Raw genomic sequence first — 13,454 nt, 5'->3', positions numbered from 1 at the left:
GGCAGCCAGCGGAAACCGTTTGCCGCTTTTCTGGCATTGCCACCTCGCCCCTGCCCGCAAAGCCCCGGATTACGGGCTTTTTTTAATTGGCACGACGCTTGCTAAGTTCATCGTACGAAAAATCAGGTCACCCGAAGGTTTCCCGACATGAGCATCAGCTTCGACAATGCGCTCGGTATCCACGAACAAGCCCTGGGCTTTCGCTCCAAGCGTGCTGAAGTCCTGGCCAACAACATTGCCAACGCCGACACCCCGAACTACAAGGCTCGGGATCTGGACTTTTCGAAAGTGCTCGCCGAGCAAAACGAAAAAACCAACAACGGCACTTTCGCCTTGAACATGACTAACAGCCGTCATATCGAAGCCGAAGGCCTGGGCAATGGCGACGAATCGCTGCTGTATCGCACGCCGATGCAACCGTCGATTGACCAGAACACCGTGGACGCCCAGCTGGAACAGTCGAACTACGCGGAAAACGCGGTCAACTTCCAGGCCAGCTTCACCCTGCTCAACAGCAAATTCAAAGGGCTGGTGTCAGCCCTGCGCGGAGAGTAAGCCATGTCTCTATCCAGTGTTTTCAACATTGCCGGTAGCGGCATGAGTGCGCAGACCACTCGCTTGAACACCGTCGCCAGTAACATCGCCAACGCCGAAACCGTCTCTTCGAGCATCGATCAGACCTACCGTGCTCGCCACCCGGTATTCGCCACCATGTTCCAGGGTGGCCAGTCCAGTGGCAGCGGTTCGCTGTTCCAGAACCAGGATGCTGCGGGTCAGGGCGTGCAGGTACTCGGTGTGGTCGAAGATCAAAGCAACCTCGAAGCACGCTACGAGCCGAATCATCCGGCGGCTGACGCCAAGGGCTACGTCTATTACCCCAACGTCAATGTGGTGGAGGAAATGGCTGACATGATTTCCGCCAGTCGTTCGTTCCAGACCAACGCGGACATGATGAACACCGCCAAAACCATGATGCAGAAGGTCCTGACCCTCGGTCAGTGATAAGGGGCGACTTTCCATGAGTGTTACCAATACCAGCAACAGCCTGAGCATGAACGACATCCTGGCGAACTCTTCGGTCACGGCGAGTCCTTCGGCTACCAATGGCATTGCCGATGCAACCAGTAGCGTGACTGGCGGCCAGACGCTGGGCAAGGACGCGTTTCTGCAATTGCTGGTGACCCAGCTGAAGAACCAGGACCCGCTTTCACCGCAGGACAACAGCGCGTTTGTGGCACAGTTGGCGCAGTTCAGCAGTCTTGAGGGGATCACTTCGCTCAACACGACCGTGAGCTCTTTGGCCAGTAATTTCAGCTCTTCCCAGGCCTTGCAGGCGTCTTCACTGGTTGGCCACTCGGTGATTACGCAAACCAGCACCGCGCAGGTCAGCGACCCGACGAAGGGGTTGACCGGTACGGTAAGCGTGCCATCGTCCATCGCCGATGGCACGGTGACTATTACCGATGCAAGCGGAGCGGTTGTGAGAACCCTCAGTCTGGGCAACCAGCCAGCGGGCAGCGCCAGCTTCACGTGGGATGGCAATGACAGTAGTGGCGCCGTGGTTCCGGCGGGCACTTATACCTTCAATGCCAATGCTGCGATCAATGGCACGGCGACAGCCCTGACGACCTACCTGCCGGCGACAGTCAATAGTGTGACCATCAGTCAAACCGGCGGCGAATTGACGCTCAATCTTGCAGGCCTGGGCCCAGTCGGCCTATCCAAAGTTCAAACCATTGGTATGTAGAGCCGACTAACACGGCACAGAGGAGTGGAATATGTCTTTCAATATCGGCCTTAGCGGTCTCTATGCAGCCAGCAAGCAACTGGATGTGACTGGTAACAACATCGCCAACGTCGCGACTACCGGTTTCAAGTCTTCGCGCGCCGAGTTCGCAGATGTCTACTCGGCGACCAAACTGGGGAACGGCAGTCAAGTCGTCGGTAGCGGTGTGACGCTGGCCGCCGTTTCCCAGCAGTTCACCCAAGGGAACATCAACAACACCGGTAACGTGTTGGACATGGGTATCAATGGCTCGGGTTTCTTTACTTTGAGCAACAACGGTGCGATGTCGTACACGCGTGCCGGTGCGTTTCAAGTCGACAAGAATGGTTTCGTCACCAGTAGCGATCAGACATCCCGCCTGCAGGGTTACGGTGTGGACGCCAATGGCAAGATCATCAACGGTGTGTTGACCGACTTGAAAATCGACACCTCGAACCTGGCGCCGAAGCCCACGTCGTTGGTGGGCTCGACAATCAACCTGAACTCGACGGCTGCCGTGATCGATGACACGGTCCCGGCCGGCAAGTTCGACCCCAGCAATACTGCGACCTACACCCAGTCATTCAGCACCCCGATCTACGACAGTCAGGGCAACCAGCACACCATGGATGAGTACATGGTGAAGACTGGCGCCAATACCTGGAAAACCTACACCCTTGTGGATGGTCGCAATCCGGATGCTACAGGCAGCGATCCAACCGTTACCGCCCCAACGGCGTCTACGCTCACCTTCAGCTCCACAGGTTCACTGGTGCAAGTCAGCACCCCTCCGGGGGTCATCAGCAGCAACCTGACGTTGTCTAACTGGGTGCCAGGGACTGTGACCAATGGCGTCTGGGCGGCTAATGGTGCGAGCGCCAACCCGGCTGGCGTTACCATCTCCCTGGCCAATACCACGCAGTACAACGCGGATACTGCTCGTTCGAGTCCGACCCAGGACGGTTACGCTACTGGCCAGATTACCAACCTGAGCATCGACAGCACCGGTACGTTGTTCGCCAACTTCAGCAACAGCCAGAGCAAGGCCATCGGCCAGGTTGCCCTGGCCAATTTCAACAATGAGCAAGGTCTGCAGGCTGTAGGTGGCACCAACTGGAAAGAAACGTATGCCTCGGGTATCCCGGCTTACGGCGCGCCGGGTTCGGGCTCCCTGGGTGCAATCGATTCCAACTCCCTGGAAGAGTCCAACGTCAACCTGACCAACGAACTGGTCAACTTGATCCAGGCACAAGGTAACTATCAGGCCAATGCCAAGACCATCTCGACACAGAGCACGATCATGCAGACCCTCATTCAGATGACCTGATGCTGGTTGGCAGATAACGCTTCACAAAGAGCCCCTCGAAAGAGGGGCTTTTTTGTGGATGGGATTCGCGCCCTTGTAGGAGCAAGCTCGCTCCTACAACAGGCAAAAGAAAACCCCCGACAAGCCAGAGGCCTGTCGGGGGTTTCGAGTAAGCGCCTTGCAGCGCTTACCGGCTCAGCTTATTGGCAAGCTTCGCAATCCGGCTCGTCGATGGCGCAAGCCTTCGGCACTGGCGCAGGGCCGGCTGGAGCTGCCAGGACCGAGTCGTCACCGTGGTTGCCGCCGCTGGAAACAGCGTTCAGCTTGCCGGTGTTGATGGTCGACTTCTCGGTGCTGGTCGCGGCCAGGGCGCGGAGGTAGTAAGTGGTTTTCAGACCACGGTACCAGGCCATGCGGTAGGTCACGTCCAGCTTCTTGCCCGAAGCGCCAGCGATGTACAGGTTCAGCGACTGAGCCTGGTCGATCCACTTCTGACGACGGCTTGCCGCGTCGACGATCCACTTGGTGTCCACTTCGAAAGCCGTCGCATAGAGCTCTTTGAGTTCTTGCGGGATGCGCTCGATCTGCTGCACGGAACCGTCGTAGTACTTCAGGTCGTTGATCATGACCGAGTCCCACAGACCGCGAGCCTTCAGGTCACGAACCAGGTACGGGTTGATTACGGTGAATTCGCCCGACAGGTTCGATTTCACATAAAGGTTCTGGTAGGTCGGTTCGATCGACTGCGATACGCCAGTGATGTTGGCGATGGTCGCGGTCGGTGCGATGGCCATGATGTTGGAGTTACGAATGCCTTTCTGTACACGGGCGCGAACCGGTGCCCAGTCCAGGGATTCGTTCAGGTCAACGTCGATGTACTTCTGGCCGCGTTGCTCGATCAGGATCTGTTGCGAATCCAGCGGCAGAATGCCTTTGGACCACAGCGAACCCTGGAACGTCTCGTAAGCGCCGCGCTCATCGGCCAGGTCGCAGGAGGCCTGGATCGCGTAGTAGCTGACCGCTTCCATCGACTTGTCGGCGAACTCGACGGCTGCGTCGGAACCGTAAGGGATGTGCTGCAGGTACAGCGCGTCCTGGAAGCCCATGATACCGAGGCCGACCGGACGGTGCTTGAAGTTGGAGTTCTTCGCTTGTGGCACCGAGTAGTAGTTGATGTCGATAACGTTATCGAGCATGCGAACAGCGGTGTTCACGGTGCGTTCCAGCTTGGCGGTGTCCAGCTTGCCGTTGACGATATGGTTCGGCAGGTTGATCGAGCCCAGGTTGCAAACGGCGATCTCGTCCTTGTTGGTGTTCAAGGTGATCTCGGTGCACAGGTTCGAGCTGTGAACCACGCCGACGTGCTGCTGCGGGCTGCGCAGGTTGCACGGGTCTTTGAAAGTCAGCCATGGGTGGCCGGTTTCAAACAGCATCGACAGCATTTTGCGCCACAGGTCTTTGGCCTGGATGGTCTTGAACAGTTTGATCTTGCCTGGGTACTCGGACAGGGCTTCGTAGTACTCGTAACGCTCTTCGAAGGCCTTGCCGGTCAGGTCATGCAGGTCTGGCACCTCGGACGGCGAGAACAGAGTCCACTTGCCATCATCGAAGACGCGCTTCATGAACAGGTCAGGGATCCAGTTGGCAGTGTTCATGTCGTGGGTACGACGACGGTCATCACCGGTGTTCTTGCGCAGCTCGATGAACTCTTCGATGTCCATGTGCCAGGTTTCCAGGTAGGCACAGACAGCGCCTTTGCGCTTGCCACCCTGGTTAACCGCGACGGCGGTATCGTTCACCACTTTCAGGAACGGAACAACGCCCTGGGATTTGCCGTTGGTGCCCTTGATGTACGAACCCAATGCACGAACCGGGGTCCAGTCGTTGCCCAGGCCGCCTGCAAACTTCGACAACATGGCGTTGTCGTGAATCGCGTGGTAAATGCCCGACAGGTCATCCGGCACGGTGGTCAGGTAGCAGCTCGACAGTTGTGGGCGCAGGGTGCCGGCGTTGAACAGGGTTGGCGTCGAGGACATGTAGTCGAAAGACGACAACAGGTTGTAGAACTCGATCGCACGGTCTTCTTTATTCTTCTCTTCGATCGCCAGGCCCATGGCCACGCGCATGAAGAAAATCTGTGGCAGTTCGAAACGCACGCCATCCTTGTGGATGAAGTAACGGTCGTACAGGGTTTGCAGGCCCAGGTACGTAAACTGCTGATCGCGCTCGTGGTTGAGTGCCTTGCCGAGTTTTTCCAGGTCGAAGGTTGCCAGGACCGGGTTCAGCAATTCGAATTCGATACCCTTGGCGATGTACGAAGGCAGGGCCTTGGCGTACAGGTCGACCATTTCATGGTGAGTGGCGCTTTCAGCGACTTCCAGGAAACTCAGGCCTTCGGCGCGCAGGGTGTCCATCAGCAGGCGAGCGGTCACGAACGAGTAGTTCGGCTCACGCTCGACCAGCGTACGGGCGGTCATCACCAACGCGGTGTTGACGTCGGTCAGCGCCACGCCGTCGTACAGGTTTTTCAGGGTTTCGCGCTGGATCAGGTCGCCGTCGACTTCTTCCAGGCCTTCGCACGCTTCGGTGACGATGGTGTTCAGACGGCCCATGTCCAAAGGAGCAAAGGTGCCATCAGCGCGGGTGATGCGGATCGACGGGTGAGCGTTGACAGCTTCTGCGGCCGGGGCGTGGGCGGCGCGTTCTTTCGAACGACCGTCGCGGTAGATCACGTAGTCGCGGGCTACTTTCTGCTCGCCGGCACGCATCAGGGCCAGTTCGACCTGATCCTGGATTTCTTCGATGTGGATGGTGCCGCCCGATGGCATGCGACGCTTGAAGGTTGCGGTGACTTGTTCGGTCAGGCGGGCAACGGTGTCATGGATTCGCGACGAAGCGGCAGCGGTGCCGCCCTCAACTGCGAGAAACGCTTTGGTGATGGCGACGGTGATCTTGTCATCGGTGTAAGGAACGACAGTGCCGTTACGCTTGATCACACGCAGCTGGCCTGGCGCGGTGGCGGACAGATCCGAAGTCGAATCAGCGGCCTGCGGCAAGGTACCCTGCGGGTTCTCGCGAGTTGTGTCGGTTTGCATGGGGGGTTGTCTCCACATTCTCTATGTTTGTTTGGGCACCTTCACGGTGCCCACCGTTCTGTCCTGAAGCACTACAACCGACGGGCGTCGGGCATAACAACTTCAGGACAGTAGGAAAAAGGCTAATGATGCCGCTTCCTTGCCGAAGTCTTTGGCTGCGAGCCTGGGCTCGAAACCGGATTCCATTCCGGGTGGCAGTAATCTCTGCAACACCCGTACCGTTCTGGCCGTTCTGGCCTGAAAAAACGGTGCCATCCGCAGTGCGGTTTGGGCTTGTAAAATTACGCTGGGTTCAACCATAAACAGGCAATAAAGCGCTTGAGTTTCTGGTCTGAAATGTGGTTGGGCGTTTTAGCAAAAACCCTACATGTAGGGTTTTTTTTGCGCCGAGCTACAAGATAATGCGTTTTTGAGGGTGTTGCAACGTACTGCCTGTGGATAAGCCTGTGCGTAAATTGTGTGTGAAAGTTGGAACGGGCGTGTAGGCCGCGACATAGCTGGAGCGGACCGTTTTTCACTGATTTTCATTGATTGAAAACAGTCAGCCGAGTTTTTAAGGGCGCGAACCCTATCACAAAAAAACAGCGAGTCCGAACGCATTTGCAGGCTTGTGTTCTCGGCGAGCGGCGTTTATACAATCGGCCAGTACAGACGCATCCTTATCCTCCCTCATCATTACAAAAAGACGGGTGGATCCTTCCTTATAAGTGTTGTTGGCAAGCAGAGGTCACCCGTGGAGCAAGATTCCTGGCAGATATTGATTGTGGAGGACGACCAGCGTCTGGCCGAACTGACCCGCGATTACCTTGAAGCCAATGGTCTGCGCGTGTCGATCGAGGGCGATGGGGCGCGGGCGGTGGCGCGCATTCTCAGCGAGCAACCGGATCTGGTCATCCTCGACCTGATGCTTCCCGGTGAAGATGGCCTGAGCATCTGCCGCAAGGTCCGCGATCGTTACGACGGACCGATCCTGATGCTCACGGCCCGTACCGATGACACTGACCAGATCCTGGGTCTCGATCTGGGCGCCGACGACTACGTGTGCAAACCCGTTCGTCCACGCCTGCTGCTGGCACGCATCCAGGCCCTGCTGCGACGCAGTGAAGCCCCGGAAGTGGCCCCGGAAAAACAACGACGTTTACAGTTCGGCCCGCTGGTGGTGGATAACGCGTTGCGCGAAGCGTGGCTGCATGACGTCGGTATCGAATTGACCAGCGCCGAGTTCGACCTGCTCTGGCTGCTGGTGGTAAATGCCGGGCGCATTCTGTCCCGGGAAGAAATCTTCACCGCGCTGCGCGGCATTGGCTATGACGGTCAGGACCGCTCCATCGACGTGCGCATCTCGCGAATTCGGCCGAAGATCGGCGATGATCCGGAGCATCCGCGACTGATCAAGACCGTGCGCAGCAAAGGTTATCTGTTTGTTCCCGAGGCCTGCGCAGACCTGTCCCTGTGAACTCGATCTTTCTGCGCATCTATGGCGGCATGTGCGCGGCGCTGATTCTGGTGGCGGTGCTCGGCGTACTGGCCTTGCACATGCTCAACCAGGTGCGTAGCGAGCAATACCGCGAGCGTCTGGCCCACGGTACGTTCTCGCTGATGGCCATCAACCTGCAACCGATGAGCGATACCGAGCGCCATCGTGCCTTGGTGGTGTGGGAGCGATTGTTGGGGATTCCTCTGGCGCTGAAGACGTTCGCCCAGACCGACCTCGATCTCAGCCAGCGCACCCGAGTGCTGCGGGGCCAGGCGCTGGTGGAGCAGACCGGTCCGCATGCGGCGAAGGTTTACCGGTTGGTCAGCGACAAGGAGCAGCTGGTCCTCACCGGCGAAGTCCAACAGATCAGCGAACAACTGGCCCGGGCCACTATTTACCTGCTGGCCGATGAGCTGGTGCGAGTACCGGTGGCCGAGCAGCCCAAGCGTCTGGCGCAAATAAAGGACGAGAAGGGTTTTGGCTTTGATCTGCGACTGGTCACGGTCGAAGAGGCCGACATGGACGAAGACCAGAGCCGTCGGGTGTCCGAAGGCGACACGGTGATGGCGCTGGGCAAGGGCGGGGATTCGATCCGGGTGTTCTCCGGGATGGTCGGTACGCCATGGGTGCTGGAAATCGGCCCGCTGTATCAGATGAACCCGTATCCACCGGAATGGCTGGTGCTGATCGCGGCCCTTGGTTTGAGCCTGATCGGTTTGATCGTTTACCTGTTGGTGCGCCAACTGGAACGCCGATTACGCGGTCTCGAAGCCGCGGCTACGCGCATCGCCAAGGGCAGCCTGGAAACCCGCGTGCCGGCACGCGGTGCGGATTCAGTGGGGCGCTTGGCCTCGGCGTTCAATGGCATGGCCGAGCACTTGCAGCAATTGCTGGCGATCCAGCGGGAACTGGTGCGTGCCGTGTCCCACGAATTGCGCACTCCGGTGGCGCGGCTGCGTTTTGGCCTGGAGATGATCGGCTCGGCGACCACGCCGCAAGCGTTGGAAAAGTACCGCGAAGGCATGGACCACGACATCGAGGATCTGGATCGGCTGGTGGACGAGATGCTGACGTATGCGCGGTTGGAGCAGGGCTCGCCGGCCCTGAATTTCCAGCGGATCGATCTGGATGCACTGGTCAATCAAGTCATTGAGGAGCTGGCGCCCCTTCGGGCCGAGGTCACGGTCCAGCGCGGTTTGTGTCTGTCGGCTGCCGATTGCGACGACGCGTGGGTCGAGGCGGAGCCGCGTTATTTGCACCGGGCGATACAGAACCTGGTGAGTAACGCCATGCGTCACGCGGCGTCCCGGGTGACCGTCAGTTATCAGGTGGGGCAGCAGCGCTGTCGGGTAGATATAGAGGATGACGGGCCGGGCGTGCCGGAAAATGCCTGGGAAAAAATCTTCACCCCGTTCCTGCGTCTCGATGACAGCCGGACCCGCGCCTCGGGCGGACATGGGTTGGGGTTGTCCATCGTGCGGCGGATTATTCATTGGCACGGGGGACGGGCGCTGATCAGCAAAAGCAAAAATCTGGGTGGTGCGTGTTTCAGCCTGAGTTGGCCGAGGAATCAGGAAAAACGGTAAGGCTTGGCATACTTGTAGCAGCTGGCGAAGCCTGCGTTCGGCTGCGAAGCAGTCGCCAAGCCAGGCACCGCAGTGTTTCAGGCAAAACGCGTATGCAGGGTTTACGACTGCTGCGCAGCCGAACGCAGGCTTCGCCAGCTGCTACAAGGGTCAGGCCTTGATACTGACCAGGCTCAACAACTGCCCATCCATAACCCCAAACTGCGCATCCAGTTCGGTGCCGTAGCGCCATTCGCTGGACAGGTCGGTCAGCAACCGCAGTCGTACCTGACCGCTTTCGGTCCATTCCAGCACCTCGGCGTGTTCGAAATAGAAGCGCTGCTGCACGATCGGGTAAAGGGCCTTGAACAAACTTTCCTTCACCGAAAACGTCAGCGTTACCCACATGGCCAACTGATCGCGACGGCCGGTGGCCATGCGCTGCAATTCCGGGGGGGTGAGGATTTCCCCGGCCAGGCGTTCAGCCCGCTCAGGATTGAGCAGGTTTTCCAGGTCCATTCCCAGTCCGCGCCAATCGGATTTCTTTGCGACGATCGCGGCGGCCCGGCCGGTGCTGTGGGTGATCGAGCCGGTGATGTGCGGCGGCCACACGGGCGCTCGGTCCTCACCAACGGCCGGGCTGTGGCTCAGGCCTTCCAGCTGTTGCAACGCGGCTCGCGCGCAGATCCGACCGGCGAGAAACTCCGCCTGACGCTTGGCGACCGAGCGCTGGATGCTGGCAGGCGGCTCGATGGCGCTACGTTGAAAATCATCGCTGGCCAGTTGCGAGGTATCGAAGTGGGTACTCAACAGCACGGTATCGGGCAGCACAAAGGGCAGCGGCCAATGGGCATCGAGTGGGGTGCAGCAGGCGGGTAGGGCAGGGGCGGGATTCATGTCGGGCATTTTGCCGGGTTGCCTTCAGGCTGGGTAGTGCAAAGGTTTCGGTCAGTGGTGTTGCCATCGCGAGCAGGCTCGCTCCCACACTGGATCGAAGTCATATCGAAGATCCCCTGTGGGAGCGAGCCTGCTCGCGAATGGCCGCGCCGCGGTCTGACGGATTAACCAAAAATTTTCTTGAAGAACGCCTGCATATCCGCCCATGAGCGCTCATCTGCTGCTTTGTTGTAACCAATGTCCGGCCCACCATGATCGCCATGACTCAGGCGATCCGCATCAGGATTGCTGAAGCCGTGCTTGGCGCCATCCAGGCTGACGAACTTGTAATCAGCCCCGGCCTTGTCCATCTCGGCCTTGAACGCCGCTACATTATCCGCCGTCACCATGCTGTCCAGCGCACCGTGCTCGACCAGGATTTTCGCCTTTACGCTGCCGGGCGTCGCCGGCGTATTGGTCGCCAGTGCACCGTGGAAACTCACCACGCCGGCCAACGGCTCGCCCTGTCGGGCTGCATTCAGTACCACTCCACCGCCGAAGCAGTAACCGATGGCGGCGATTTTGTCCGGATTGGTTTGCGGCTGCTTCTTCAGCAAGTCGAGTCCGGCCTGAAACCGCGCGCTGGCCACGGCACTGTCCTTCAGAACGGCTTGCATAAAGGCCATGGCGTCCTTGGGATGTTCGGTGTTCTTGCCGTCGCCATACATGTCGATCGCCAGTGCGCTGTAGCCCAACCCGGCCAGGTCTCGTGCGCGGCGCTTGGCGTAATCGTTCAGGCCCCAGAATTCATGCACCACCACGACACCCGGGCGCGGACCTTTAATGGCATCGTCGTAGGCGTAGTAGCCGATCATTTTGGTACCGTCGGCGCTTTGGTAGGGAATCTCCTGGGTCTTGATCGCGGCTTGGCTGAGCCCGCTCAAAGCCAGTAATACGAGGGCGAGAAACACGCGCATGGTTGAATCTCCTGCAAGGAAGTCGTCAGAACAGCCTAGTCGATCTGATTCAGCTTAGGTTCAGTGTGCGTTCAGGGTGAGTTCAGGGCCGGGTGCGTAACCTTGCTTACGACAACGTGTCTGTCTCGCACAATGGCATTAAACTCCGTGAGGAAGGTCTCATGGGTCGCTACGATCTGTCCTGACTGGTGGATGGCGGCGAATCATCGCGCTGTTAGCCATCGGGGTACACCGTTGCCTTTGGAGAGGTTGATTTACCCGGGAGAGTGTTATGAAACTGCTGGTCGTCGAAGATGAAGCGCTGTTGCGCCATCACCTGCAAACCCGCCTGACGGATAGCGGCCATGTGGTCGAATCCGTGGCCAATGCCGAGGAGGCGCTGTACCAGACCGAGCAGTTCAACCATGACCTGGCGGTGATCGACCTCGGGCTGCCGGGCATGGGCGGGCTTGATTTGATCCGTCAGTTGCGCGCCCAGGGCAAGACGTTTCCGATTCTGATCCTCACCGCACGCGGTAACTGGCAGGACAAGGTCGAAGGCCTGGCCGCCGGTGCTGACGATTACGTGGTCAAGCCGTTCCAGTTTGAAGAGCTGGACGCCCGGCTCAATGCTTTGCTGCGCCGCTCCAGTGGTTTCACCCAATCGACGATTGTGGCGGGGCCGCTGCTACTTGACCTCAATCGCAAGCAGGCGTCTCTCGATGAACAACCGCTGGCGCTGACCGCGTACGAGTACCGGATCCTCGAGTACCTGATGCGGCATCACCGGCAAGTGGTGGCCAAGGACCGTTTGATGGAACAGCTCTACCCGGACGACGACGAGCGTGATCCAAACGTGATCGAAGTGCTCGTCGGTCGTCTGCGCCGCAAACTCGAAGGCCCGACCGGATTCAAGCCGATCGATACCGTGCGCGGCCTCGGCTACCTGTTCAATGAGCGCTGCACTTGATTCGTTCTCTTCGCGTCCGTTTGATGCTCGCCGCCACCCTTCTGGCGGTGTTGTTCATGCTGGCGTTGCTCCCGGCGATGCAGGGTGCGTTCAGCCTGGCGTTGCAGGATTCGATCGAGCAGCGCCTGGCGTCGGACGTCACCACGCTGATCTCCGCCGCCCGGGTGGAGAACAATCAATTGCTGATGCCGACGCAATTGCCCGATGAACGCTTCAACCTGACCGACAGCCGTTTGCTCGGCTACATCTACGACCGCGAAGGCCAACTGGTCTGGCGCTCGAAGGGCACCCAGGAAGAGAACATCAATTACAAACCGCGTTACGACGGACGCGGTAACGAGTTTGCGAGGATTCGCGAGGCCAATGGCCAGGAATTCTTTGTTTATGACGTCGAGGTCAAGCTGCTGGGCGGCAAAAGTGCGGCGTTCAGCATCGTCGCGCTGCAACCGGTGCGTGAGTACGAAGCTACCCTCGAAGGTTTGCGGGAAAATCTCTACCTGGGGTTTGGCGCAGCCTTGCTGGTGCTGCTGGCGTTGCTGTGGATCGGCCTGACCTGGGGCTTGCAGGCATTGCGCCGGCTGAGTCAGGAACTCGACGAGATTGAAAACGGCACCCGCGAAAGCCTCAGTGAACAACACCCGCGTGAACTGCTGCGCCTGACCGGTTCCCTCAACCGCTTGCTGCACAGCGAGCGCGAGCAGCGCAGCCGTTACCGGGATTCATTGGATGACCTGGCTCACAGCCTGAAAACGCCGTTGACGGTGTTGCAAGGCGTCAGCGAGGACATGGCGCTGCGCCCCGAAAATCGCGATCAAGCCTGGAGGCTGCAAACCCAGATCGAGCGCATGAGCCAACAGATCAGCTATCAGTTGCAACGCGCCAGCCTGCGCAAAAGCGGCCTGGTGCGCCACCAGGTACGCTTGCAGCCGGTGCTGAAAAGCCTCTGCGAAACGCTGGACAAGGTTTATCGCGACAAACGCGTGCAGGTCGCTTTCGATCTGCCGGATCAGTGTTACGTGCCGATCGAGCAGGGCGCCTTGCTGGAGATGATGGGCAACCTGCTGGAAAACGCCTATCGCCTGTGCCTCGGCGAAGTGCGCATCAGCGTGCGTGAGACGCTCAGCGGCGTCGAGTTGTGCGTCGAGGATGATGGGCCCGGTGTGCCGCCGGACCAGCGTGCGCGGATACTTCAGCGCGGCGAAAGGCTTGATCTTCAGCACCCGGGGCAGGGGATTGGCTTGGCGGTGGTCAAGGACATCATCGAGAGCTACAGCGCGAAACTGACCCTGGGGGATTCGCCTCTGGGCGGGGCGGCGTTCCGGATTCATTTTCCGGTGGTTTGATGGTGGTCTTGAGGGCCCCTTCGCGAGCAGGCTCGCTCCCACATTGGATCGTGGGTGTTCACAAATTGTGTGTTCACCGAAGATCAAATGTGGGAGCGAGC

11 protein-coding genes are annotated in these 13,454 nt (G+C 59.0%); 8 read left to right on the top strand and 3 right to left on the bottom strand.

Features of this window, described 5'->3' with window-relative positions:
• Positions 1–147 precede the first annotated feature (147 nt).
• The 4 genes from flgB to flgE are packed head-to-tail and all read left to right on the top strand — an operon-like array spanning position 148 to position 3,092.
• A complete protein-coding gene (gene flgB, locus AC1MDT_RS15280) occupies positions 148–555 on the top strand; it encodes a flagellar basal body rod protein FlgB (RefSeq protein ID WP_480417952.1) in 408 nt (135 codons plus the stop codon).
• A gap of 3 nt (positions 556–558) precedes the next feature.
• Positions 559–1,002, top strand: coding sequence for a flagellar basal body rod protein FlgC (gene flgC / locus AC1MDT_RS15275; protein WP_480417951.1), 444 nt, complete (start codon positions 559–561; stop codon positions 1,000–1,002).
• 16 nt (positions 1,003–1,018) lie between these two features.
• Positions 1,019–1,747 carry a flagellar hook assembly protein FlgD gene (flgD, locus tag AC1MDT_RS15270; protein ID WP_480417950.1) on the top strand — a complete coding sequence of 243 codons (729 nt, stop codon included), beginning with the start codon at positions 1,019–1,021 and terminating at the stop codon, positions 1,745–1,747.
• Between the two features lie 31 nt (positions 1,748–1,778).
• Positions 1,779–3,092 (top strand): flagellar hook protein FlgE, encoded by a 1,314-nt coding sequence (gene flgE, locus AC1MDT_RS15265; protein ID WP_480417949.1) that lies wholly within the window; start codon positions 1,779–1,781, stop codon positions 3,090–3,092.
• Positions 3,093–3,271: 179 nt separating this feature from the next.
• On the opposite strand, the gene AC1MDT_RS15260 is transcribed toward flgE, so the two are convergent.
• Positions 3,272–6,166: a ribonucleoside-diphosphate reductase subunit alpha gene (locus AC1MDT_RS15260; RefSeq protein ID WP_480417948.1), complete on the bottom strand. Its 2,895-nt coding sequence runs from the start codon at positions 6,164–6,166 to the stop codon at positions 3,272–3,274.
• A 733-nt stretch (positions 6,167–6,899) separates the two neighbouring features.
• On the opposite strand from AC1MDT_RS15260, the gene AC1MDT_RS15255 reads away from it, so the two are divergent.
• Positions 6,900–7,622, top strand: coding sequence for a response regulator (locus AC1MDT_RS15255; RefSeq protein ID WP_480417947.1), 723 nt, complete (start codon positions 6,900–6,902; stop codon positions 7,620–7,622).
• Entirely contained in the window at positions 7,619–9,229 is a 1,611-nt protein-coding gene (locus AC1MDT_RS15250) for an ATP-binding protein (protein WP_480417946.1), read from the top strand. The genes AC1MDT_RS15255 and AC1MDT_RS15250 overlap by 4 nt, the downstream gene beginning before the upstream one ends.
• Before the next feature lie 150 nt (positions 9,230–9,379).
• Here the strand turns inward: AC1MDT_RS15250 and AC1MDT_RS15245 are convergent, their stop codons facing one another.
• Together AC1MDT_RS15245 and AC1MDT_RS15240 are read right to left on the bottom strand one after the other, a co-directional pair.
• On the bottom strand, positions 9,380–10,105 hold the full coding sequence (locus tag AC1MDT_RS15245; RefSeq protein WP_480417945.1) for a 4'-phosphopantetheinyl transferase family protein: 726 nt from the start codon (positions 10,103–10,105) through the stop codon (positions 9,380–9,382).
• Positions 10,106–10,269: 164 nt separating this feature from the next.
• Positions 10,270–11,061: a dienelactone hydrolase family protein gene (locus AC1MDT_RS15240; protein ID WP_480417944.1), complete on the bottom strand. Its 792-nt coding sequence runs from the start codon at positions 11,059–11,061 to the stop codon at positions 10,270–10,272.
• A 271-nt stretch (positions 11,062–11,332) separates the two neighbouring features.
• On the opposite strand from AC1MDT_RS15240, the gene AC1MDT_RS15235 reads away from it, so the two are divergent.
• Both AC1MDT_RS15235 and AC1MDT_RS15230 read left to right on the top strand, forming a co-directional pair.
• Entirely contained in the window at positions 11,333–12,010 is a 678-nt protein-coding gene (locus tag AC1MDT_RS15235; RefSeq protein ID WP_480417943.1) for a response regulator, read from the top strand.
• Positions 12,007–13,353, top strand: coding sequence for an ATP-binding protein (locus tag AC1MDT_RS15230; RefSeq protein WP_480417942.1), 1,347 nt, complete (start codon positions 12,007–12,009; stop codon positions 13,351–13,353). The genes AC1MDT_RS15235 and AC1MDT_RS15230 overlap by 4 nt, the downstream gene beginning before the upstream one ends.
• Positions 13,354–13,454 lie beyond the last annotated feature (101 nt).

This window comes from Pseudomonas sp. ASL7 (assembly GCF_056680375.1).
Note: the sequence above shows the minus strand (reverse complement) of the source record. Positions and strands in the feature narration are given on the sequence as shown.

What these genes read in the sequence shown, in the direction of transcription:
- flgD (WP_480417950.1), top strand. Translation starts at nt 1,019, where the DNA reads ATGAGTGTTACCAATACCAGCAACAGCCTGAGCATGAACGACATCCTG.
- flgC (WP_480417951.1), top strand. Translation starts at nt 559, where the DNA reads ATGTCTCTATCCAGTGTTTTCAACATTGCCGGTAGCGGCATGAGTGCG.
- flgE (WP_480417949.1), top strand. Translation starts at nt 1,779, where the DNA reads ATGTCTTTCAATATCGGCCTTAGCGGTCTCTATGCAGCCAGCAAGCAA.
- AC1MDT_RS15240 (WP_480417944.1), bottom strand. Translation starts at nt 11,061, where the DNA reads ATGCGCGTGTTTCTCGCCCTCGTATTACTGGCTTTGAGCGGGCTCAGC.
- flgB (WP_480417952.1), top strand. Translation starts at nt 148, where the DNA reads ATGAGCATCAGCTTCGACAATGCGCTCGGTATCCACGAACAAGCCCTG.
- AC1MDT_RS15235 (WP_480417943.1), top strand. Translation starts at nt 11,333, where the DNA reads ATGAAACTGCTGGTCGTCGAAGATGAAGCGCTGTTGCGCCATCACCTG.
- AC1MDT_RS15260 (WP_480417948.1), bottom strand. Translation starts at nt 6,166, where the DNA reads ATGCAAACCGACACAACTCGCGAGAACCCGCAGGGTACCTTGCCGCAG.
- AC1MDT_RS15245 (WP_480417945.1), bottom strand. Translation starts at nt 10,105, where the DNA reads ATGAATCCCGCCCCTGCCCTACCCGCCTGCTGCACCCCACTCGATGCC.